Source organism: Pantoea phosphatilytica, assembly GCF_051025615.1.
Classification (GTDB): domain Bacteria; phylum Pseudomonadota; class Gammaproteobacteria; order Enterobacterales; family Enterobacteriaceae; genus Pantoea.
Genome location: NZ_JBPFDF010000002.1, coordinates 415,635 through 438,438, shown reverse-complemented (window position 1 = coordinate 438,438; position 22,804 = coordinate 415,635). Strand labels below are relative to the sequence as shown.

Genomic DNA, 22,804 nt, shown 5'->3' with positions numbered 1-22,804 from the left:
GATAGAAAATAGATTTTGCTCACGTTTGTCAAAAAGTGTTGCATTACAATTCAGCTAAATTGTGATTTGCTTCACAATAATGACCAGGATCGAACGGAACCAGGCAACCGTTTACGTTGTCTGGTTCGTGATCAAACGGGCGGGATCAGGGAAGGGTGACGCGAACCTGCAAACCACAAACGGTACCCTGTGGCGACAGGCAGTTGGAAAGGGCGACCTGCATCTGGTACTTCTGCGCGACGTTGCGCACGATCGATAATCCCAGACCGCTGCCCTGCGCTTTAACGTCAGGCGAACGGGTAAAACGATCGAATGCGCGGTCGATGAAAGCGTCCGGCATCCCCATGCCGTTATCGACGATATCGACCACCGTTCTGCCCGCGACCCGATGCAGCAGAACATCCACCAGGCTGCCTTCCGGGGTATGCAGCATGGCGTTGCCAATCAGGTTGTCGAACAGGCTGCGCAGCTCGGAGCGGCTGGCCTGCAGGCGATACTGTGTGGAGCCGTTAAAGCCAATATCGATGCCACGTTTATCCGCCACCACCATCAGCTGCTCGATGCTCTCCTTCAGCAGTTCGTCCAGTTCGATATGTTCAACGCTGGCGATGACACTCTGGTCATCCTGGCGGGAGACGTTAAGCAACTGCGTAACCAGATGACGGGTGCGCGTAACGCCCGCTTCCAGCTGACTGAACTGCCGGCTCGCCTCGCCGGGCTGAATATGCTGGCGCAGGTTCTCCAGCTGCAGCGTCACGGCGGTCACCGGCGTGCGCAGCTCATGGGCGGCATCCTCCAGAAACTGACGCTGGGACGACCAGGCGTCGCGCAGCTTGCTCAGCAGCGAGTTATAGGCTGCCACCAGCGGCAGGATCTCATCCGGTAAGCCTTCCGGTGAGACGATATGCGGATGATGGGTCTCCTGTGCCGCGATCTGCCGCGACGCGACCTGCAGATCCCGCGTGATCTTCCTGACTACCAGCCAGATCACCAGCAGCGAAAGCGGCATCATCAGGATCATCGGCACGATCGCCGACAGCGCGCGCTTAACCATCGAGGCCTTCATGTAGCTGAGGTTGTGCATAACCTGAATGGTCCTGATCTCACTGCCTGGCATCCCCGGCCGGGTGTAGATGCGCCATTCGCAGTCGTCGCAATGGCCCACATAGACATCGCGATAGCCGCGCTGATTCTGCAGCGGCGCCGCCAGTTCCGGCCATGAGCTGGCCCGCAGCTGGCCCCGATCGTCCCACAACTGGACGACAAAGGCGCTTTTCGCCTTATCCGGCGCGATAAGCATCGGCATCAGGGCGGGCATCTGTTTATTGGTGGACCAGGCATCGGCGATTTTCGCCAGCTGATCGTCCTTCATGGTGCCGACCATATCGCCGTAGCAGCTGAAGAAATACCAGGTCACGCCGCCGATCATCAGCAGATGAATCATCAGCAGCGTAGAGAGTAATTTATTGCGCAGAGAGCGCATAAACGCGAAGGGTTTCATATTGCCGGTACCCGCCAGCCCAGCCCGCGCACGTTGCGGATCACATCATTGTCGAGCTTGCGCCGCATGCCGTGAATCAGCACATCCACGGCGTTGCTGCTGACCTCATCGCCCCAGCCGTAGATGCGGTTTTCCAGCTGCTCTCGCGACAGGATCGCGCCCGGCCGTTCCAGCAGTGCGTAGAGCAGGGCATATTCCCGCGCGGTAAGCTGTTCGCGCTGGCCTTTGTAGAGCACCTCGCGGGTCATCATATCCAGCTGGACATCGCCGCTGCCCAGTACCGAGTCCGCAGCGCCGTGGCTGCGTCGGGTAATGGCACGCATCCGGGCCATCACTTCCTGTAAATCGAAGGGTTTGAGCAGGTAGTCATCAGCGCCGCTGTCGAGCCCCTGTATCCGCTGCGCCACCGTGTCGCGTGCGGTCAGGATCAGCACCGGCGTGGCATCGCCGCGTCCGCGCGCCCGGCGCAGCACCTGCAGGCCATCATCGCGGGGTAAGCCGAGATCCAGCAGCACACAGCTGTAGCCGCCTTCGCTCCACGCATTCTGGGCGTAGACGCCATCACGCACCCAGTCCACCGACCAGCCTGCGCCCTCCAGTGCCTGCTGAAGGTTCGCGCCGATCATTTCATCATCTTCAACCAGTAATACGCGCATGGCTGATCTCCTCTGCAAAGATGGAAGAGAGTGTACTCATCAATTGTTAGGTCAGAATTATCCGCCGTCGACATCCTTTGTGCTATCAACGCATTCCCGGATTCAGCCGTTATCTGATCGATAACGCTGGCCGCTTGCGTCACCGGCCAGACGGTGATGTACGGGAGGCTCATCCTCCTGCTGCCCCTTTTCCTGTGCGCTTCTGCCGTTGCTAATTCTGCGCTAATTTTCTGCTAATTAAGGGATAAATTTTAGCGGGTAGAGTGGTTCCACTGCACATCAGCATCAACGGGAGGAACCATGAATCAGCGCGAGTTTATTCGGAGTCTGCTGGACTGGATTGAAAACAACTTAGGACACGATCTGCATCTGGATGAGGTGGCGCGCCGCTCAGGCTATTCGCGCTGGCATCTGCAACGCCTGTTCCGCCAGCATACCGGCTTTTCACTGGCAGAATATATCCGTCAGCGCCGTCTGACCGAGTCTGCACTTACGCTGCTGAGCAGCAACGAAGCGATACTGCAGGTGGCGATGAACTACGGCTTCGATACCCAGCAGGCCTACACCCGCACTTTTAAAAACTACTTTATGATGACGCCGGGTCAGTTGCGTCGTCAGCGTCGCGTTGAGCCTGATCGGCTGCTGTTTCCTCTGGCGATGGCCAGTTGAGGCCCATCAGACCTTCCCGTCACCCTCTTCAGACGGGAAGGCCGGCCCGCCTTCTCCACGCCTTTCGCTGCCTCCCGCCTTTTTTACCCTTCAGCCGCCGTGACGCCATACGGACGTGATAGCTTGTTGCCAGTATCTCATTCCGACTGGAGTCAGGAAATATGGAAAACGGCGCGAATTTAACCGCCATGCTGGTTTTTGCTCGTGTTGTGGAATTACAGAGCTTCAGTGAGGCTGCTCGCGCGCTGGGCTGGTCCAAATCCCATGTCAGCCGGGAGATTGCCCGGCTGGAACTGCGGCTCGGTATCCGGCTGCTGCAGCGTACGACCCGGCGGCTGGCGCTGACCGAGCTGGGTCAGGCGTACTATCCCTACTGTGTGCGGATGCTGGCCGAAGTTCAGCGCGCCGAAACCTTTGTCCAGCAGCTGCATCAGCAGCCCGCGGGTCATCTCCGGCTGCAGGCACCCGTGACCTTCGGCTGCCAGTGTGTGGTGCCGGTGCTTAATCGCTTTCTGCGCCGCCATCTGCATATCAACGTCGATCTCGATCTGACCGATCGCAATCACGATCGGCTCGACGATCAGACCGATCTGGCGATTGTGATCCGATCCCGATCGCCACAGCAGGGCCATTTCCGGGTGCTGAGCGAGATCGAGTGGGGACTCTATGCCGCGCCCGCTTACCTGTCGCAGCGACCCGCCATCACGCACCCGGAGATGCTGCCTCGCCACGACCTGCTGCTGTTTCATGGCCCGGCGCACACTGCGGCGTTGCCGTTCCGCCGCGATAAGCAGCGGCTGGCGCTGGATGTACGCAGCCGGTTTCGGGCCAACAACAGCATGGCACTGCTGAATGCGGCGCTGGCGGGCAGCGGCATTGCTTATCTGCCTTCCTACATGGCGCAGGAGGCGGTCGCGCGCGGCGAGATCCAGCAACTGCTGCCGGCGTGGCAGATGGACCGGCTGCAGAGTTATCTGCTGCTGCACGATGCCTGTGAAACGGCGTCGCCGGTCACGCTGCTGTGCGATGCTCTGATCGCGGCGCTGAATCCGCGCTGATTGTTGCCTGCTGACAACAATCAGCGCCACAGAGTAACTATCCCGCTATGACTGTTGTTATCCGTTGCGCCTGGTTAGCCTGTCTTCCTGATCACTCAATGGACATTATTATGCACCCGTCACCCGAAGCGGCAGAGTCTGAGCACTGGAGACGTAACCTCGCGGTCTGCGTCGTTGGCTCGTTTACCACCATTGTGGCGATGACGCTGCTGCTGCCTTTTCTGCCGCTCTATGTGCAGCAACTGGGGGTAGAGCAGCCTGCCGCTATCGCTCGCTGGTCCGGTCTTGCCTATGGCGCGACGTTTTTCAGCGCGGCCCTGACCGCGCCGCTGTGGGGCAGGCTGGCCGATCGGTATGGTCGTAAGCTGATGCTGATCCGGGCCAGTCTCGGGATGGCGATTGCCATGTCGCTGACAGGCATGGCGACGGCGCCGTGGCAGCTGGTGGCGCTGCGCCTGCTGGCAGGATTACTGGGCGGTTATGCCTCGGGATCGACCATTCTGGTGGCGGCTCAGACGCCGAAAGCGCACACCGGCTGGGCGCTGGGTATGCTCGCGTCCGGCATCATGGCCGGTAACGTGGCCGGGCCGCTGCTGGGCGGCGTGTTACCGCCGTTTATCGGTATCCGTCAGACGTTCTGGCTGACCGGCGCGGTGATTTTTCTGGCCTTCCTCGCCACCACCTTTTTACTGAAAGAGCAGCCGCGGTCTGCGGCGGCGGCGCGCGCCGGTCAGCCAGCATCGCCTGATGAGCGGCCGGTAAATCGTCGCCTGGTCCGGCTGATGTGGCTCTCCGGCATGCTGCTGATTTTCGCCAGCATGTCGATTGAGCCAATTATTACGCTCTACGTAGGGGAATTTGTACAGGGTGACCATCAGATTACGCTGACCGCCGGACTGGTGATGTCCGCGGCGGCGCTGGGGACAGTCCTGGCGGCTCCCCGGCTGGGAAGGCTGGCAGACCGGGTGGGCCACTGGCGGGTGCTGACCGGCGGACTGCTGGTGAGCGGATTGCTGCTGATCCCGCAGGCGTTTATTAGCGCGGCCTGGCAACTGGTGCTGCTGCGTTTTCTGATGGGGATGGCGCTGGGCGGGCTGATGCCCTGTATCACCGCGATCATTCGTCACAATGTACCGGGTTCTCAGGTCGGACGGATGCTGGGCTACTCCACATCGGCGCAGTATATCGGCCAGGTCAGCGGTCCGCTGTTCGGCGGGCTGGTGGGTGGGGCGTTCGGGATGCGACCGGTGTTTCTGGCCACCTGCGTGGTGATGCTGTTCTGTGGCTGGCTCAACTGGCGCGCAATGCGTCACTAGCGCGATCAAAAAAGGCGGACCGGAGTCCGCCTGAATTTATTCACCGTCTGATGAGTTACTTCTGGTCTGGCAGCGCGTAGGCAATCACATAGTCGCCCAGTTTGGTACCAAACGAGCCGTGACCGCCTGCCGCGATGACAACGTACTGCTTGCCATTCGCTTCATAGGTCATCGGTGTCGCCTGGCCGCCCGCTGGCAGACGTGCCTGCCATAACAGTTCGCCGGTATCGGTGCTGAACGCACGCAGGTAGTTGTCTGCGGTCGCGCCGATGAAGAAGACCTTACCGGCCGTGGTAATAGGACCACCCAGCATTGGCATCCCCATTTTGAACGGCAGCGGAACCGGTGCGCTGTCGCGAACGGTACCGATACGCTGTTTCCACACCACGTCGTTGGTCTTCAGATCCACCGCAGAGATGTAACCCCACGAAGGCTGTTTACATGGCAGACCAAACGGTGACAGGAACGGATTCAGCTCGACGCCATAAGGCACGCCATACTGCGGCTGAATACCGGTTTCGGTGCCTGAACCGCCTTCAGCGCCTTTCGGCGGCTCAATTGGGTTGCCCGGACCGCGTGGAACCAGTTTAGAGACAAACGGCAGCGCCATTGGGTTAGCAATCGCGATCTGACGGTGAGGATCGACAGCAATGCCGCCCCATTCGAACATACCAAGGTTGCCCGGGAAGACCAGGGTGCCCTGCTCAGATGGCGGGGTGAACGGACCTTCATAGCGCAGGCGCTTGAAGATCACGCGGCACACCAGCTGGTCAAACATCGTCGCGCCCCACATGTCCTTGTCCGTCAGATTCTGCTTCGGACGGAAGGTCAGCTCAGAGTAGGGCTGAGTGGCGGCAACATGATCGCCTTTCGCCGCACCCTGCGGCACGGGTGTTTCTGGTGCCGGGACGACGGGCTTACCGGTGCGACGGTCCAGCACGAAGATGTTACCGGTTTTCGCTGGTGCATAAACCACCGGCACGGTGTTGCCATCTTTGTCCGTGATATCGGCCAGCGTCGGCTGCGACGGCAGGTCCATATCCCACAGGTCGTGATGGACGGTCTGATAAGACCAGACCAGCTTACCGGTGGTAGCGTTCAGTGCCAGCACGCTGCTCGCGTAACGCTCCTGCTCTGGTGTGCGGTTACCGCCCCAGATATCTGGCGTGGTCACACCCATTGGCAGGTAAACGGTATCCAGTTTCGGATCGTACACCGCCGGAGCCCATGAGTTCGGTGAGTTCATGGTGAAGGTGTGTTCATCCGCCGGAATCGCGTTGGGATCTTTCGCGCCTGGATCGAACACCCACAGCAGTTTACCGGTGTTGACATCAAAGCCACGAATGACGCCTGACGGCTCGCGTGTGGAGTAGTTATCGGTCACTGCGCCTGCCATCACGATAGTCGTGTTGGTGATGACGGGCGGTGAGGTCGGCTCATACATACCTGCGGTGGTCACAGGCTGTTTGTGCTGCAGATCCAGCTCGCCATTAATACCGAATGCCGGGCAGCGTTCGCCGGTTTCAGCGTCCAGGGCAAACAGACGGCCATCGTTGACAGGCAGGTAGATACGACGTGAGCAGAGCGCAGGCTGGCTGTTTGCGGCATCAGCAGCCGGCACTTCGTGATAAGAGACACCACGGCAGGTCACATGCTGGAAGGTGGGGTTCACCTTCATGCCCGGATCAAATTTCCACTTCTGCTTACCGGTTGCCGCGTCCAGTGCAAACAGGATCTGGTGTGGCGAGCAGAGGTAGAGCGTGTCGCGGATTTTAATCGGCGTCACTTCGTCGGTGATTTCACCCGGATCGTTAGGCGTTTTCATGTCGCCGGTCTGGAACTGCCAGGCAACCTGCAACTCTTTCACGTTCTCGTGGTTAATCTGCTTCAGCGGAGAGAAACGGGTTCCCTGCTGGTCGCGCGCGTAAGCGGGCCAGTCAGCATCCGGGATGGTGCTCAGTGGCGTAGCCTGTGGGGCGTTATCGGCCGTTTCCGGCACTGAACCGTTGATAACCTGCGGGTCGTTGAAGACGGCATAGGCCAGAACGATGGCGCTGGCAATCAGCGCAACGGCCATGGTGCCCAGCGCAGCTTTGCTGCCTGCGTTGAAGCTGCGATAAACAAACGGCAGGATCAGCCAGACACCGAAAATCACCAGCACATCGGTGCGCGGTGCCAGTGCCCAGAAGTCAGTGCCCACTTCCCAGACGCCCCAGATCAGGGTACCGATCAGCAGCAGCGCGTAGAGAACCAGTGCGGTGCTTTTACGACGGGAAAGCAGATAAGCGGTGATAAGCATAACCACACCGCCGAAAACGTAATACCAGGAACCACCAATGGCGGCTAACCAGCCACCGCCAATCAGCATAAACGCACCCGTCAGCACTGCGAACAGCACGGTCAGGAAACGAACTACGCCAAAAGATGAGGAGTTTTTCCCCATAATATCGACCTCGTTTTGTTGCCATAAAACACGCGAAAACAACCAGATAGGCTGTTTCCAGTTATCAAGTACAAATGATTAAGGGTGTTCTTGAGTATCTCTTCCGATAAGACAGCTGATCCTTTTGTGTTAAATGTTATAGCAAAATTAGATCGAGGTTTGATTTTTTTAGCTCAAAACGCTTAACAAATAGAGTAGTACGACATTTTATGAGGGATTGGAGGACGTTAAGCGCACCGCCGTGTGCCCTTAACGCCGGAAGGCAGGATTTGTGAATCAGCTGCTAATAAGATCGCCGTCCGAACGTTGCTGTTGCCAGCCGCTGATATTTATCTCAGCAAACTGCTCAGCGGTTAATGGGGGAGTCTGACTCCGCACGATGACCTCTGCCCCTTTATCCCGGAATGTCGCCATAAAAAAGGGAAAGGTAAATTTTTCATAATTGTCTTTAAAGAACGCTTCGGTTAAAACAATCCCTGAAAAAGGAAAGGATTCCAGCAGTCGCCAGTCTGCGCCCGGTGGCGCAAAATCATAAAGCCAGAAATCAAATTTATCCGTTAATTCAAGCAGTGACGCACTATGTGCGGCCAGGCTGGAATAATTGATGCCTATCCGGACGCGTCCATTCTGTAAATGTGACCAGGCGTCCGGCACCGCAATAATTCCCCGCAGCCGAAGATCTTCAACCGGAATAATCATTAAGGCTGCTTCAGTAGCAATTTGGTTGTGAAGTGAAATAATGTTGTTTGTATTAAGTATATTGCGGCTGTCCTGGTTTTGCTGAAGATAAGGCACGCTATAGCAAATGCCGGTAACATTACGCTTAACATGGTGAATAGGTTCAGTAACATAAGGGTTATATAGACTGTTTCTCATTATCTCTATAAATGTAATAAAAAAGAAGGTGTTGATAATCAGGCATATAAAAAGTCGCATTTTTCTGAATGCGTGAATAAATATAGATCAACTCCTTAATCTAAATCACCTCTTTGTTGCGTGAAAAAGTAAATTAATCCATTAATAGGGCGAGGATAATTCCTTTGGCATCTGATGATGTACTGGAATATATTCATAAGTCGGGACCAGTAGGCTGGTAATAATCAGCGGTGGACCGCCTGGTGCTGCCCGGGAACGGGGCCGTTAGCGGCGCAGCGGGCTCATGCCGTCGTGGCAGACCGTCTGGCCGCCGCGCGTATTAACACCTCCATCCTCACACCAATAACACCGCGCTAAGAGGCGGCTTTCCTCACCTGATTTGGGATAAGAGATGAAATTTAAGGCATCGGCGGCGGAAGCGTCGCTGTGGCAACATCGGGCATTTGTCGCTTTCTGGACAGCGCGGACCTGCTCCTCTTTTGGATTCCAGATGTTTTCGGTCGCGATTAGCTGGCAGATCTATGCGCTGACCAACAGCGCCATGGCGCTGGGGATGATTGGTTTAATGCAGTTTCTGCCGTCGGTGTTGCTGGCGCTTCCTGCGGGCCACCTGGCGGACCAGTATGACCGGCGGCGTATCGTCCTGCTGGGACAGCTGGTGGAATTTGCTGCGCTGGTGGCATTAGTGGTGCTTACCTTATTCCAGACGGCTGACCGCAGCGAATTATGGGGGCTGGTATTTATGATCGCGGTGGCGAAGGCGCTGGAGTGGCCTGCGATGTCTTCAATGCTGCCGTCGCTGGTGCCGCCTTCGATTCTGACGCGGGCGATGGCGATGAACTCCGTAGGCGGGCAGGCGGCGGTTATTGTCGGGCCGACGATCGGCGGTCTGCTCTATGTCGCGGGACCGCAGGTGGTGTATGGCGTTTCCGGGCTGTTTTATCTGATTTCGCTGATTCTGGTGAGCCTGCTGCGTTACGAGCGCCCGGCGCAGAGCCGCCTGCCGATGAATATGAAAAATCTGTTCGCCGGAATTCATTTCATCCGTGAGCGCAAAGATGTACTGGGCGTGATTTCGCTCGATCTGTTTGCGGTGTTGCTGGGTGGCGCAACGGCGCTGCTGCCGATTTTTGCCAAAGATATTCTGCATACCGGACCCTGGGGGCTGGGGATGTTACGCGGCGCGCCATCGGTGGGTGCGCTGCTGGTCGGCATCTGGCTGAGCCGCCACAAGCTGGAAAAGCATGTCGGGATGATCATGTTCGGATCGGTGGCGGGGTTTGGCCTTGCCACGCTGGTGTTCGCGCTCTCCACGCAGTTGTGGCTTTCGCTGCTGGCGCTCTGTGCGCTGGGCGGTTTTGATATGGTGAGTATGGTGATCCGGGGCGCGCTGGTGCAGCTTGATACGCCGGACACGATGCGCGGGCGGGTGAATGCGGTTAACGCCATCTTTATCAACACGTCGAATCAGCTGGGCGAGTTCGAGTCAGGCCTGCTGGCGGCCTGGATGGGTGCGGCCCCGGCGGCGGCGCTGGGCGGCATCGGAACGCTGATTGTGGTGGCGCTCTGGATGAAGCTGTTCCCGCATCTGCGGCGGCGTCAGAGGCTGGAGAATGAGGCGGGTCTGGTTTAGGGCGGCGGTACGGGTATTGACCCGGCAGGCTCAGTTTCCGGGGGAGAAAAAAGAGATAACTGGCCCGAAGGCCAGTTCAGTAGGGGGACCAGTCACACTGCCAGTTCAGGCCGGGGGCAGAGGGGGAGTCTGACCCGCAGGCGGGAGGCCGTCAGGCCCCGGTTTTTCCCAGGTTGGCGTCAAATGTTTGCCAGCTTTCACGCATGTCCACAACGCTGCGGGTTTTGCGTGCCTCATCGATTTTGATGGCAGTGAGGCCCGCTTCAAGCGCGTCCACGACTGACACTTTCAGCGGTGTTCCCTGTTTAATATGTTTGACAATTTCTGCGGCCATCAGCGCATCCGCGCCGTAATGGCCATCATAGGCGTTGCCGCTGTAGGCGGTATCCACCTCTTTTGCGCCGGTGCGGGCATTGTGTACGCGGAAGTAGTTGCGGACAAAGTCGCCCTCCGCCATGCCGCTGGTGCCCATCACACAAAAACGGCGGAACTCATCCGGCACGTTCAGGTTGGCGTGGAAGGCAAGCGTCGCACCGCCTTCGTATTCGATCAGGGCGGTCTGGTAATCCACAATGTCGGCATCGCTGTCGAACACCGCATCGGTACTGGACCAGCCGCTGGGCTTCTCATGATAGATGGCGGAATCAGGCGTGACAGCGCCCTGCGGAGCATGAGCGGGCGTAAAAGATTTGCGACCGCCAAAGCTGGCGACGCGGGTCGGACGCTGCTGCAGCAGGCCCTGATAGAGATCGATGTCGTGGCAGCACTTTTCCAGAATATAGGGGCCGGCATACTTCTCCAGGCGCCGCCAGTCGCGCTGGAAGAAGGCACCGTGATAAGGTTTGATGTGCTCTGTCGCCTCAATAGAGGTGATCTCGCCCAGTTGTCCGGCGTCGCGCGCCGCCAGCAGGTCGTGATAGAGCGGTGAATAGCGCAGCACCAGACCGACCAGGATGCGAGCCTCGCCATACTCGCGCACCAGCTTCGCCATCGCCATCGTCTGCTCTTCATTGATCACCACCGGCTTTTCGGTAAAGACCGTATAACCCGCCGCCAGCGCCTGACCCACATGCTCCAGATGCAGAAAGTTGGGTGAACCTACCAGCACCACATCCATTCCACCCTGTTTTAGCAGGGCATCAATGGAGTCAAAGGCCTGACCGGGCGCGATACCAAAACTGTGCAGATTAGGCAGTCCGGCGGGAGCCGGATCGTAATACCCCACCACCGAGAAGGCGTCGTCGGCCCTGCTGAACTCTTTGATTACGTGGGACAGACGAAAGCCAAGACCGATAATGCCTACTTTCATGATAAACCCCTGCTTCTGAAATCGGATGATGTCTGGCCTGCCGGTAAGCGGCGTGGCTGTTGATAATCTGACCATCAACTTATTACGACAGAAAAAGTAATGTCAATAACGCGCTGCGCGTTTTGCGAGAGGGGTTTTTGTTATAGCGATGTAAAATAAGGGAAAATTGACAATATCTTTTTGCCATATTTATTTGTGATTGCGATTTAAGTTTTTTTATCCTATCGTTCGCTCACTATGGCTATAACCCTTACTCCGGGAAGGAATCGCGTGCAACCACACTATCTTCTTGGCATTGATGGCGGCGGTACACAGTGTCGCGCGCGGTTAACCGATCGGCAGGGGCGTCTGCTGGCCGAAGCCACGGGCGGTCCTGCCAACGTCTGGTCAGCCTATGACGCGGCGCTGAGCTGCGTTGATCAGCTGATCGACCTCGTTTTCTTACAGGCGGGATTAACCGCAGAGGCGCTGGCGCAGACCGCGCTGGTCGCCGGCTTAGCCGGAGCCAACGTCGCCTCGGTGCAGGCACGGCTTGCCAGCTGGCAGCCCGCCTGCGCGGCGTTACAGGTTGTCAGCGATGTGGAGATCGCCTGTGCAGGCGCCCACGCGGGCGCGCCTGGCGCCGTCTTTATCATCGGCACCGGCAGCCAGGGGGCCGCCTGGGATGGCGAACGCTTTACGCTGCTTGGCGGCTGGGGCTTTGCCCTGTCGGATCAGGGGTCGGGCGCGGAGCTGGGCCGTCGTGCGCTGCGTCTGGCGCTGCTGGCCCACGAGTCCATTGTTCCGCCTGGCGCACTGACCCGGCAGCTGATGGCGCAGTTTGACCACAGCCCGGAAACCATGCTGCTCTGGACGCGCTCCGCCACGCCTGCGGACTGGGCGCGCGTGGTGCCGCAGATCTTTGCGGCCGCCGACGCGGGCGATCGCCATGCCCAGGAGCTGCTGCAGCAGACCGCCGCCGATATCGGCCTGATGGTTCGCCGTCTGACCGCCCTGAGCAGCGGACCAGTGGCCCTGATGGGCGGGCTCGCCACCCCGATCCAGCCCTGGCTGGATGAGGCCGTTCAGGCCCGGCTGGTGACGCCTCAGGGTGATGCCCTGAGCGGCGCGCTGATCCTGGCCCGGCAGCTGACACCTGCCCGATTAACGATCTGACGCTGGCTTACTCCGTTCAGCCCGCTAACCCGAGGAATTTATGACCGCTCCCAACGTAACCGCGCGCATTCTGCGGTTGATTGTTGAAAATGCGCCGATCAGCCAGTCGGACCTGAAAGTTCGCAGCGGACTGAGCATGTCAACCGTGTCTCAGGCGACGAATCGCCTGCTGGCGCAGGAGATTGTGCAGGAGCTGGGGTTACGCCGCGTCTCGATGGGACGGCCAAAGACGCTGCTGGGGCTCAATGCCGATCGCGCCAGCGTGATTGGTATTCAGCTCAATGCCGAACGTAACCTGATCGTGATGACCGACCTCAGCGGCAACCTGCTGGGCGAGCAGCAGATGCCAAAAGGAACGCTGACGCCACGTCAGCTTGGCGATGCACTGGCAAAGTTTCTGCGCGGTGTGGAGGAGAAGCGGGTTGGTGCAATCGGCCTCGCCCTGTCGGGCCTGGTCGACGCCGACAATGGCTACTGCATCCGTTCCAAGGTGCTCGGCTGGGACAACGTGCCGATTGCGCGCCTGCTGGAAGCGCGCTTCTCTCTGCCGGTCTTTATCGAAAATGATGCCAACGCGATGGCGATGGCGGCGATGGTCTTTGGTCAGCTCGGCAACGCGCAGTCGGCGGTGATCGCCACCTACGGCAAAGGTATCGGGGCAGGGATCATTCTTAACCGTCAGCTCTATCGCGGGCGTCACGGCAAGGCGGGGGAGATTGGCAACGGGCTGGTGGCGGACGGTTCGCTGCGGCTGCTGGAGGATGTCGCCTCGTCGCGGGCTATTCTGCAACGCCTTGCGGAGCAGGAGCCGGATGAGGGCGTCACGCTACAGGCGCTGGACCAGCGGCCCACACCCGCAGTGCTGGCGGCGCTGGAAGAGGCCGGGCGCGAGCTGGGGATTTCGCTGGCGAACCTCTCTGTGGCCTACGATCCGGATGTGGTTTATCTGGCGATGGAGCCGCACATGGCGTCGCGTATCCTGCTCGACCACATCACCCAGAGTTTCCAGGCCTACCGGCTGAAACTGACGCCGCACATGACGCCGTTGCAGTTCCTGACAGAATCGAACCGGATGTGGGCGCTGGGCGCGGCAGGCTTTGCCGTTAACCGGCTGCTGGATCTGCTGGCGGCGCAGGCCGATGAAGAACCCGTCACCTGAATCCCCCTCCCAATAAAAACGGGCGCCGCGGCGCCCGTTTTTGTTTCCGCGTTGTCCTTAACGCAGGCGCATTCCCTGCTCATCAAACAGCAGGCAGTGCGCGGCGGAAAAGCCCAGTTCAACCTGAGTGCCCAGATCGCGCGCTGTCGCCTCGCGCTCCTCCACCACCAGCATCTGCTCACGTCCGATATCCAGATAGAGATAGTTGGTGTGGCCCAGCATCTCGCCATAGGCCAGCTCACCGCAGAAGTGCACGGCATCCGGCGTGCGGGCGGCAGGCTGGAAGTGCTCGGGACGAATGCCCAGCGTCACGGTCTGCCCTTCGTGGCAAGCGGCGGCGATGTTCAGGGTCAGCGCCTCAATTTTCAGCGCCGGCACCCGCAGCTGCACCTTACCCGCGCCCGTGGCGCTGATCTCTGCCCGCAGGAAGTTCATCTTAGGCGAGCCGATAAAACCGGCGACAAACAGGTTATCCGGGTCGTGATAGAGCGCCAGCGGCGCGCCAACCTGCTCGATGCGGCCCTGGCGCAGCACCACGATGCGGTCAGCCAGCGTCATCGCCTCCAGCTGATCGTGCGTCACATAGATCATGGTGTTGCCGAGCGAGGCGTGCAGGCGGGCGATCTCAATCCGCATCTGCAGACGCAGTTCGGCATCCAGGTTAGAGAGCGGCTCATCGAACAGGAAAATCCGGGGGTGACGGATGATCGCCCGGCCAATCGCCACACGCTGTCGCTGTCCGCCTGACAGCGCGCGCGGCAGGCGATCGAGCAGTTCGGTAAGGTGCAGGCGGGCGGCGGTCTGCTCAATCGCGCGGTTGATCTCCGCTTTCGGCTTCTTCATCACCTCCAGCGGATAGGCCAGGTTGCCGCGCACCGTCATGTTGGGGTAGAGCGCATAGGACTGGAACACCATGGCGATGCCACGTTCGGTGGCGGGCTGCTGCGTCATATCCTGTTCATCAATCAGCAACTGCCCGCTGCTGATCTCCTCCAGCCCGGCGATCATCCGCAGCAGCGTGGATTTGCCACAGCCGGATGGCCCGACAAACACCACAAATTCGCCGCTGTTAATCGTCAGATCGATGCCATGAATGACATTCACATGTTCATAGGACTTCTTCACATTCTGCAGGCGCAGGCTGGTCATCGGCTACCTCACTCAGAGTAACTGGCCCATGTAGATGGCATTGCTGCGCAGAATCGGGGTGAACCCCATGCGCTGATAAAAGGCACAGACCTGCTCATTCTGCAGGCTGACCCCCAGATGAACGCCGGTCACACCGGCGGCACGCAGCGCCGCCAGTTCATGCTCAATCATCCGTCGCCCCCATCCCCCTTTCTGGGCCGCGGGCAGCAGGTTGATATGCAGATGAGCCGGCCACTGCGTCACCAGATTGTCTGCGGCCTGGTCGGGATGGCGGATGGCGTCAAGAATTTTGCCGTCGAGCGGGGCGCTGGCGTGGCGGTCGCGATATTTCGCCTGCAGCGCCGGCCACCATTCGGCCGCCAGCCGGGCTTCAAACGCGCGGGTATCGGGCACCGCGACCACATAACCCTGCACCTCACCCTCCCGCTCCAGCACAAAGGCAAAGTCCGGCGCAAATCGTGCGTAGGGCACGGCAAAACGCTGGCCGGGGTAGTCGGGATCGGAGTAGAGCGCACGGGCATCGCCGCCCGCATCGGCTGTTTCCAGGCAGATGCGGTAGAGCGCCGGAAAGTCCGCCGGTGTGGCCGGACGGATGACACCTTGATTCGCCATGGTGAATTCTCGTGAGTGAGTGAACCGGTCAGAGCGTGAACCGCTTCGCAGGTGAAAGTTACGTTAATAAAAGCGGACTTAGTTTTCAAGATAGAATAATTACCTTATCGCACTAACCCGGCCGGTTCGGCAATATTTACCGGCATCAGGATGCACAACTGTGATCGCCAGCACGCCCGTAACAGGGCGTCTGGCAGCCGTTTCACAGCCAGCGAAAAGAGAAAAGTGTGAGCGTGATAGGATTTTCATATGTTTTATCAGGATGTTATTTTGCGATTATCGCACAGGCATCTTCTGTGGGATAAGCGGCAGGTGGCGGAATACCGCACCGGCTGATGCGCGCAGACGCAGCGCGGCGTGCTGAATTTTCTGCTCTTTTGTTGTTTATTTGCGCGTGCTCACAGCGTTGCAATTCCCCGCGCGGGCTGTTTGACTTTATTTTTTTATTAAAGTAAGTATGAGTGAGTGCGTTTGTGTGCGGCTGCAGCCTGCAGGATGTCAGGCGGTGAGATGAAGGGATGCCGATCCTGGTCTGAAGAAGGTGAGCATAATGTCTGTTTCCTCCGTTCGTTCGTTCCGAATTCGCAATGTGGGTCGGCTGCTGGCAGCGAGCCTGCTGGCGGGCAGCGTCTCGCATGTCGCCCACGCCGCCGTAACCCTGAATGAGTGGGATATCTATAACTATCCGCAGCAGACGGCCGCAGTGGATGAAGGGATTAAGGAATTTTCGCAGCAGAATCCTGGCATCGTGATTAATCGCTCGGTTCACTCTTTCGAAGATACCCGTATTCCGCTCAAACTGGCGCTGACCGCCGGTGATGGCCCGCAGATCGCTCAGGTTAACCAGGGCGGTGGCGATATGGGCTCGCTGGTGAAAGATAAGCTGCTGCTGCCGCTGGACAGTTACGCCACCAGCAACGGCTGGACCCGCCGTTTCCCGGACTCGATTCTGAAGCGTAACCGCTGGTCAGACAGCGGCGAGTTTGGCAGCGGTAAGCTTTACGGCATCGCCAGCCTGGGCGAAATGGTGGGGCTCTATTACAACAAAGCATTGCTGGACAAGGCGGGTATCGCGGTGCCGAAAACGCTGGCCGAGCTGGAGAGCGCCATGGCGAAGCTGAAACAGCAGGGCACCGCCCCGATGATGCTGGGCCTGCTCGATGGCAATATGGGCCAGCAGCTGCTCAGTACGCTGTGGCAGGCGCAGATTGAGAGCCGCGACCGCAAGACGCTGGACAACCTGATTTACGATGTGGGTGGCACCTTCAAAGAGAGCAAACTGGTGAATGCCGCCACCATGATGAAGAGCTGGACCGACAAAGGCTACTTCTTCCCGGGCTTCCAGGGCATCGGCCACGACGATGCGGCAACCCTGTTCCAGAACGGCCAGGCGGCCTTCCTGGTCAGCGGCACCTGGTATCTTGGCCAGTTTAAAGACAACAAAGATATTCACTTCGCCGCGATGCCTGCCGGTGAGGGTGTGAAACAACCGCTGATGGTGGGCGGAACCGATCTGGCGTTCTCTATTACCAGCACCGCCAAAAGCAGGGATCAGCAGGATGGCGCGGCGAAGTTCATCAACTATATGGTTTCCGATGCGATGGCGGATCGCTGGCTGAAGGTCGGTTTCCTGCCCGCCAGCACCAACAAAGCGGCCAGAATGCCTGCGGATAATCCGCTGCTGGCGGAGGCGTATCAGGTCTGGCTGACGCTGAACGACTACGACGGTTTAGGCCACTATGTAGACTGGGCGACACCGACCATGAACGCCGAACTGAACCAGAATGTCCAGCTGCTGCTGGCAGGCCGTCTGACCGCCGATCAGATGGTCGTCAACTTTGATAACAACTATCAGCGTTACCTGAAAACCCTGAAGCATTAAGCCGGAGGCCCGGCAGACCGCCGGGCCTGAGCATCGTTCCGAACCACGGGTAAGGTTATGTTGAATTTAAGCGGCTGGCGTAATTTTCTCTATGTTCTGCCTGCGGTGCTGGTGTATGCGGTGTTTCTGCTGTTCCCGCTGCTGGCCTCGCTGGGCATCAGTTTTACTGAATGGGATGGCACCTCGCTGCCGGTATTCAGCGGCCTCAGCAACTATCTGCGGATGTTCAGCGATCCGGTGTTCTGGATCGCGCTGGGTAACAACGCCCTCCTGATGCTGTTCTACACCCTGCTGCCGATTGGCGTCGGCCTGCTGCTCTGCAGCTTTCTGTATGAGACGCGCAACAACAGCGAACGCAGCGTGCTGCGCATTCTCTTTTTCCTGCCCTATATCATGCCGATGGCGGTGCTGGGCGTGGTGTGGCGCTGGCTTTATAACCCCGCGTTCGGGCCGATCGATCAGATCCTCCGCGCAATAGGATTGCCGCAGCTGGCGCTCTCCTGGCTGGGCGATTTTACCTGGGCGCTGCCTGCGGTGGGGCTGGTCGCGACCTGGTACTTCTTCGGCTTCTGTCTGGTGCTGTTTATGGCGGGCCTGCAGCGCATGGATCCCTCGCTGCTGGAAGCCGCCGACCTGGATGGCTCATCGCGTCGCCAGAAGTTTATGCGGATTACGCTGCCCGGCCTGCGGCCTGAACTGCGGATTGCGCTGCTGCTGACGGTGATCGCCAGCCTGAAAGCCTTCGACCTGGTCTATGTGATGACGCAGGGTGGGCCGGGCACCTCGACCATGGTGACCAATATCTTTATGTATAAGCAGGGTTTTGACCTGCACTACTTTGGCTACGCCTCGTCGGTGGCGGTGTTCAGCATGGTCATTGTTTTAGGCATTAACTATCTGATCCATCTGGCCTTAAAGGAGCGTTACTGATGCGAAGCACGCCGATCATTTCACGCGCGCTGATCTGGATTGTGGCGCTGATGACGATTCTGCCGTTTCTGATGGCGCTGATGACCTCGTTTAAAACCCAGATGGAGCTGTTTCAGGGGGTCTTCACGCTGCCCGCCTCGCTGAATTTTAAAAACTATCTGACCGCGTGGCAGCAGGGACATTTTAACGTCTACTTCCTCAACTCGGTGCTGGTGGTGATCCCGGTGGTGCTGTTCAGCGTGCTGCTGGGGATCCTGGCCGGATTCGGTTTTGCCTGGCTGAAGATCCCGGGGAAAAAAGTGATTGCTGCGATGCTGGCGCTGGGGATGGTGCTGCCGAGTGAAGCCTTTATCATTCCGCTCTATCACGAACTGCGCTGGATGGGGCTGACCAACACCTATCTGGCGCTGATCCTGCCGCAGATTGCGCTGTCGCTGCCCTTTACCACGCTGATGATCGCCAGTGCGTTTCAGCAGGTGCCCAAAGAGCTGGTGGAAGCGGCGGTCATGGATGGGGCATCGCGGGTCAAAATCCTGTGGGGCATTCTGGTGCCTGCAATCTGGCCGACCCTGTCGACCCTGGGACTGCTGCTGTTTATCTGGACCTGGAACGAGTTCCTGATCCCGCTGATTCTGGTCAATAAAGATGAGCTGCGCACGCTGCCGATTGGCATGATGTTTTTCCAGAACAAAAACACCATCGACATTCCGGTGCTGATGGCGGGCGCGATGATTGTGATTATGCCGCTGATCGCGGTGTTCCTGATTTTCCAGCGCAAATTTATCAGCGGCGTCACCGAAGGTGCCGTGAAGTAATCTGTGACAGCCCGCACAAAACGGCGCACTGGCGGCCAGACAAAGGTTTGCTGCGCCGCTGTGTGCTGCAATTTCTCCTCCTCAACCTGCGGGAGACGCATGATGCACCTTTCCCTTGCTGATTTTCATCCGGCCGCCGATGGCGAAACTGCCGACACCGACGTGCTGCAGCGCGCCCTGGATCAGATTGCTGCTGCGGGTGGCGGGCGTCTGACCGTGCCAGCCGGTCGCTATCGCACCGGTTGCCTGACGCTGCCCTCTGATTTTGAGCTGCACCTGGAAGCCGGAGCAGAGCTGATCGCCAGTCACCGGCTGTCGGACTATCAGGCCGTGCAGACGCTAAGCTGTGCGGAGAAGTCCCACAACGTGCTGCTCTATGCGCTGGGCCAGCGCAATATCACCATCAGCGGCACCGGACGCATTGATGGTGATGGTGAAGCCTGGTTCGCCGCTGAGCGTGATGAGCAGGGCTATCGCCTGCCGCGCGTTGACCGGCCACGAATGATCGTGTTTGAGGATTGCGAACAGGTGACGCTGACGGCTTTTACCATCGTGCAGGCGCCGATGTGGACGGTGCATCTGGTGAGCTGCCGCCATGTGCATATCGACCATCTCACGATCGACAACAGCATGACCATGCCCAACACCGATGCGCTGGATATCGATAGCTGCGAGGCAGTGTTTGTGAGTAACAGCTACTTCAGCGCCGCCGATGACGCGATCTGCATTAAAACCACCTGTAAACCCGCAGCCCTGCGGCGTCCGGCCCGGCAGATTATGATCACCAACTGCCTGCTGCGCAGCTACAGCTGTGCATTTAAAATCGGCACGGAGACCTGGGACGATGTCGAAGATGTCACCGTGACCGGCTGTACGCTGTTTGATTCCAACCGTGGCATCGGCATTCTGTCGCGCGACGGCGGGGCGATGCGACGTCTGCTGTTCAGCAATCTGACCTTTGCCTGTCACCATGCGCCGCCCTGTCACTGGGGCAAAGCCGACCCACTGCATATCTCCGTTCGCAGCCGTGATCCCGCCATCCCGCCCGGCATCGTCGAACTGGTGCAGTTCAGTAATCTGACAGGCGTCGCGGAAGGTGCAATTAACCTGCATGCGGCACAACCGGGCTGGATACGCGATGTGGTGATTAGCCAGCTTCAGATGCGGCAGACGGTGTCGCCGATGACTCAGGGGCAGTATGACATTCGCCCGCCCTGTAACCCGGATGCCCCGACCGGCATGGGTCTGGACAACGCCTATAAACTGGATCCGACAACCGGCGAAGCCTTTGGCGTGGAACCCTATCCCGGCGGGTTGCCTGGCCTGTTCGCGCGTGGCGTGGAGAATCTGCAACTGCACCACCTGACGATCAACAGGCCAGCGCCGTTACCGGCAGGCTGGCATCCCGATCCGGTGGTGCAGCTACCGGCGTGAATTACAGCGCGGCGGCGATGGCGGCCCCCAGCTCTTCCGTGGTGGCGCTGCCGCCGAGGTCGCGTGTGAGATGCTGACCCGCCGCCAGCGTGCGTTCGATCGCATTCAGCACGGCATCGCCCGCCGCTTTGTAGCCGAGGTGCTCCAGCATCATCGCGCCACACCAGATCTGCCCGACAGGATTGGCGATGCCTTTACCGGCGATATCGGGCGCCGAGCCGTGCACCGGTTCAAACAGGCTGGGAAACAGACCTTCCGGGTTGATGTTAGCGGAAGGCGCAATGCCGATGGTGCCGGTGCAGGCCGGGCCGAGATCGGAAAGGATATCGCCAAACAGGTTGCTGGCGACCACCACATCGAACCAGTCCGGGTGCAGTACGAAGTTGGCGGTGAGAATATCGATGTGATACTTATCGACGCGAACCGCCGGGAACTGGCTGGCCATCGCCTCAACGCGGCTGTCCCACCAGGGCATGGTGATGGCGATGCCGTTGGATTTGGTGGCGGAAGTGAGATGTTTTTTCGGCCGGCTCTGCGCCAGCTGATAAGCAAACTTCAGGATGCGATCGACGCCGGTGCGCGTCATCACCGTCTCCTGAATGACCACTTCGCGATCGGTGCCAGGAAACATCGTGCCGCCGACGCTGGAGTATTCCCCCTCGGTGTTTTCGCGCACTACATAGAAGTCGATATCGCCAGGCTGGCGATTCGCCAGTGGCGCTTTCACGCCGGGCATCAGCCGGACCGGGCGCAGATTGACATACTGATCGAATTCACGCCGGAACTGCAGCAGCGAACCCCACAGTGATACATGGTCGGGCACCACCTCAGGCCAGCCGACCGCGCCAAAATAGATCGCATCAAAGGCTTTCAGTTGCGGGAACCAGTCGTCAGGCAGCATTTTGCCGTGCTGCTGCCAGTAGTCGGCGCTGGCATAATCGAACCACTCCCAGCGCAGCGGAATGTTGAATTTCTCTGCGGCAGCATTCATCACGCGGACGCCTTCCGGCATCACCTCTTTGCCAATGCCGTCGCCAGGGATGACGGCAATACGGTGGATTTTATCAGTCACAGGGCACCTTTCCGGTTGATGTTCGAATTGTGTACGCAGTATAACTGTCGGTTCCGGGAAGATAATGAGTCTGAAACGCAATCCAGTGTTGAATAAAAGTAGAGAATCCCGCACATCCACAGATGACCTGGCTTTCTTTGTTCGCCTGGCCGGGCTGGAGAGTCTGACGGCGGCGGCGCATGAACTGGGCCTGTCGCTGGCGGCGGTCAGCAAACGTCTGAGCCAGCTTGAGCAGCGCCTCGGCGTGCAGCTGCTGCGCCGCACCACCCGACGGCTGGAGCTGACGGCAGAAGGGCGTCGCTATCTGGCGGGTGCCCGACCGCTGCTGGATCAGCTGGCGGCGCTGGAGGAGGCGGTGAGCGGGGAAACCGCTCAGCTACGCGGCACACTGAACATCAACGCCTCATTCGGCTTTGGCCGTCGCCATATCGCGCCCTGCGTGTCGGCCTTTGCTGCCCTGCATCCGCAGCTCTCGCTGTCGCTGCAGCTCAGCAGCCAGTCACTCAACTTTCCGGATGCGCATATGGATATCGATATTCGGGTCGGTGAACCACCTGACTCGCGGCTGGTGGCGCGCAAATTGCGCACCAATCCGCGTATTCTCTGCTGCTCGCCTGCCTACGCTGCCCGGCATGGTCTGCCTGCCACCGTGCGCGATCTGGCGCAGCACAACTGCATTTTACTGCGCCAGCATGACAGCGATTTTACCCTGTGGCGGCTGATCCGTGGCGAACAGAGCATCACGCAGAAAGTGCGCGGCAGCCTGATCACCAATGATGGCGAAGTGGCGATGCGCCTGGCGATGGACGGGCATGGCATCCTGCTGCGTTCCTGGTGGGACGCGCAGCACAGTCTGGCGTCGGGTGAACTGCTGCCAGTGTTACCTGAATGGCAGGCACCCGATGGGGATATTTTTGCGGTCTGGCAGGCGCAGCGTCAGCTTCCGGCGCGAATTTCCGCCTTTGTCGCGTTTCTGCAGCAGCATCTTCAGTCGATTGATTAATCTGTTATTGATCTGTTTTCCTGCCCCTTCTGACGGGGCTGAACACTTTATATACCGTATAATGCTGATTTACGCCGCTGAACGAGCCGCTGCGTTTACACTATTTTCACTGATGCGTATGATTCTCATTCT

19 protein-coding genes are annotated in these 22,804 nt (G+C 58.9%); 11 read left to right on the top strand and 8 right to left on the bottom strand.

Features of this window, described 5'->3' with window-relative positions; all coding sequences use genetic code 11:
* Positions 1 to 145: 145 nt before the first annotated feature.
* Both ACR6AS_RS12280 and ACR6AS_RS12275 read right to left on the bottom strand, forming a co-directional pair.
* Entirely contained in the window at positions 146 to 1,501 is a 1,356-nt protein-coding gene (locus tag ACR6AS_RS12280) for a sensor histidine kinase (RefSeq protein ID WP_111141871.1), read from the bottom strand.
* Positions 1,498 to 2,157, bottom strand: coding sequence for a response regulator (locus tag ACR6AS_RS12275; protein ID WP_111141873.1), 660 nt, complete (start codon positions 2,155 to 2,157; stop codon positions 1,498 to 1,500). Before ACR6AS_RS12275 ends, ACR6AS_RS12280 begins: the two co-directional genes overlap by 4 nt.
* Positions 2,158 to 2,457: 300 nt before the next feature.
* Here ACR6AS_RS12275 and ACR6AS_RS12270 point away from each other — a divergent pair, with 300 nt between their 5' ends.
* From ACR6AS_RS12270 to ACR6AS_RS12260, 3 genes are all read left to right on the top strand, one after another.
* A complete protein-coding gene (locus ACR6AS_RS12270) occupies positions 2,458 to 2,826 on the top strand; it encodes a helix-turn-helix domain-containing protein (protein WP_003855685.1) in 369 nt (122 codons plus the stop codon).
* Positions 2,827 to 2,987: 161 nt separating this feature from the next.
* A complete protein-coding gene (locus ACR6AS_RS12265; protein ID WP_111141875.1) occupies positions 2,988 to 3,884 on the top strand; it encodes a LysR family transcriptional regulator in 897 nt (298 codons plus the stop codon).
* Positions 3,885 to 3,994: 110 nt separating this feature from the next.
* On the top strand, positions 3,995 to 5,200 hold the full coding sequence (locus ACR6AS_RS12260; protein ID WP_111141883.1) for an MFS transporter: 1,206 nt from the start codon (positions 3,995 to 3,997) through the stop codon (positions 5,198 to 5,200).
* Positions 5,201 to 5,255: 55 nt separating this feature from the next.
* Here ACR6AS_RS12260 and ACR6AS_RS12255 read toward each other — a convergent pair whose 3' ends face one another.
* Both ACR6AS_RS12255 and ACR6AS_RS12250 read right to left on the bottom strand, forming a co-directional pair.
* Positions 5,256 to 7,643: a glucose/quinate/shikimate family membrane-bound PQQ-dependent dehydrogenase gene (locus ACR6AS_RS12255; protein WP_111141877.1), complete on the bottom strand. Its 2,388-nt coding sequence runs from the start codon at positions 7,641 to 7,643 to the stop codon at positions 5,256 to 5,258.
* A gap of 276 nt (positions 7,644 to 7,919) precedes the next feature.
* Entirely contained in the window at positions 7,920 to 8,519 is a 600-nt protein-coding gene (locus ACR6AS_RS12250) for a hypothetical protein (protein WP_233499015.1), read from the bottom strand.
* Positions 8,520 to 8,910: 391 nt separating this feature from the next.
* Between ACR6AS_RS12250 and ACR6AS_RS12245 the strand changes: the two genes are divergently transcribed.
* Positions 8,911 to 10,152, top strand: coding sequence for an MFS transporter (locus ACR6AS_RS12245; RefSeq protein ID WP_288360264.1), 1,242 nt, complete (start codon positions 8,911 to 8,913; stop codon positions 10,150 to 10,152).
* A 151-nt stretch (positions 10,153 to 10,303) separates the two neighbouring features.
* Here ACR6AS_RS12245 and ACR6AS_RS12240 read toward each other — a convergent pair whose 3' ends face one another.
* Positions 10,304 to 11,461 (bottom strand): Gfo/Idh/MocA family protein, encoded by a 1,158-nt coding sequence (locus ACR6AS_RS12240; protein ID WP_288360266.1) that lies wholly within the window; start codon positions 11,459 to 11,461, stop codon positions 10,304 to 10,306.
* Between the two features lie 270 nt (positions 11,462 to 11,731).
* Between ACR6AS_RS12240 and ACR6AS_RS12235 the strand changes: the two genes are divergently transcribed.
* Positions 11,732 to 12,616: a glucosamine kinase nucleotide-binding domain-containing protein gene (locus ACR6AS_RS12235; RefSeq protein ID WP_288360268.1), complete on the top strand. Its 885-nt coding sequence runs from the start codon at positions 11,732 to 11,734 to the stop codon at positions 12,614 to 12,616.
* A 40-nt stretch (positions 12,617 to 12,656) separates the two neighbouring features.
* On the top strand, positions 12,657 to 13,775 hold the full coding sequence (locus tag ACR6AS_RS12230) for an ROK family transcriptional regulator (RefSeq protein ID WP_111141330.1): 1,119 nt from the start codon (positions 12,657 to 12,659) through the stop codon (positions 13,773 to 13,775).
* 57 nt (positions 13,776 to 13,832) lie between these two features.
* On the opposite strand, the gene ACR6AS_RS12225 is transcribed toward ACR6AS_RS12230, so the two are convergent.
* On the bottom strand, positions 13,833 to 14,924 hold the full coding sequence (locus ACR6AS_RS12225; RefSeq protein ID WP_367396010.1) for an ABC transporter ATP-binding protein: 1,092 nt from the start codon (positions 14,922 to 14,924) through the stop codon (positions 13,833 to 13,835).
* Positions 14,925 to 14,936: 12 nt separating this feature from the next.
* Positions 14,937 to 15,536, bottom strand: coding sequence for a GNAT family N-acetyltransferase (locus tag ACR6AS_RS12220; RefSeq protein ID WP_111141332.1), 600 nt, complete (start codon positions 15,534 to 15,536; stop codon positions 14,937 to 14,939).
* Positions 15,537 to 16,086: 550 nt separating this feature from the next.
* On the opposite strand from ACR6AS_RS12220, the gene ACR6AS_RS12215 reads away from it, so the two are divergent.
* The 4 genes from ACR6AS_RS12215 to ACR6AS_RS12200 all read left to right on the top strand — a co-directional run bounded on the left by ACR6AS_RS12215 (position 16,087) and on the right by ACR6AS_RS12200 (position 20,597).
* On the top strand, positions 16,087 to 17,418 hold the full coding sequence (locus ACR6AS_RS12215) for an extracellular solute-binding protein (RefSeq protein ID WP_418803309.1): 1,332 nt from the start codon (positions 16,087 to 16,089) through the stop codon (positions 17,416 to 17,418).
* Between the two features lie 57 nt (positions 17,419 to 17,475).
* Positions 17,476 to 18,348 (top strand): carbohydrate ABC transporter permease, encoded by an 873-nt coding sequence (locus ACR6AS_RS12210; protein WP_111141334.1) that lies wholly within the window; start codon positions 17,476 to 17,478, stop codon positions 18,346 to 18,348.
* Entirely contained in the window at positions 18,348 to 19,163 is an 816-nt protein-coding gene (locus ACR6AS_RS12205; RefSeq protein WP_367396012.1) for a carbohydrate ABC transporter permease, read from the top strand. Before ACR6AS_RS12210 ends, ACR6AS_RS12205 begins: the two co-directional genes overlap by 1 nt.
* Before the next feature lie 102 nt (positions 19,164 to 19,265).
* The gene (locus ACR6AS_RS12200) at positions 19,266 to 20,597 is read left to right on the top strand and encodes a glycoside hydrolase family 28 protein (RefSeq protein ID WP_434162393.1); all 1,332 of its coding nucleotides are present in this window, start codon (positions 19,266 to 19,268) and stop codon (positions 20,595 to 20,597) included.
* Position 20,598: 1 nt separating this feature from the next.
* Here the strand turns inward: ACR6AS_RS12200 and ACR6AS_RS12195 are convergent, their stop codons facing one another.
* Positions 20,599 to 21,669, bottom strand: coding sequence for a tartrate dehydrogenase (locus ACR6AS_RS12195; RefSeq protein WP_111141336.1), 1,071 nt, complete (start codon positions 21,667 to 21,669; stop codon positions 20,599 to 20,601).
* A 64-nt stretch (positions 21,670 to 21,733) separates the two neighbouring features.
* On the opposite strand from ACR6AS_RS12195, the gene ACR6AS_RS12190 reads away from it, so the two are divergent.
* A complete protein-coding gene (locus tag ACR6AS_RS12190) occupies positions 21,734 to 22,672 on the top strand; it encodes a LysR family transcriptional regulator (RefSeq protein ID WP_434162312.1) in 939 nt (312 codons plus the stop codon).
* Positions 22,673 to 22,804: the final 132 nt, after the last annotated feature.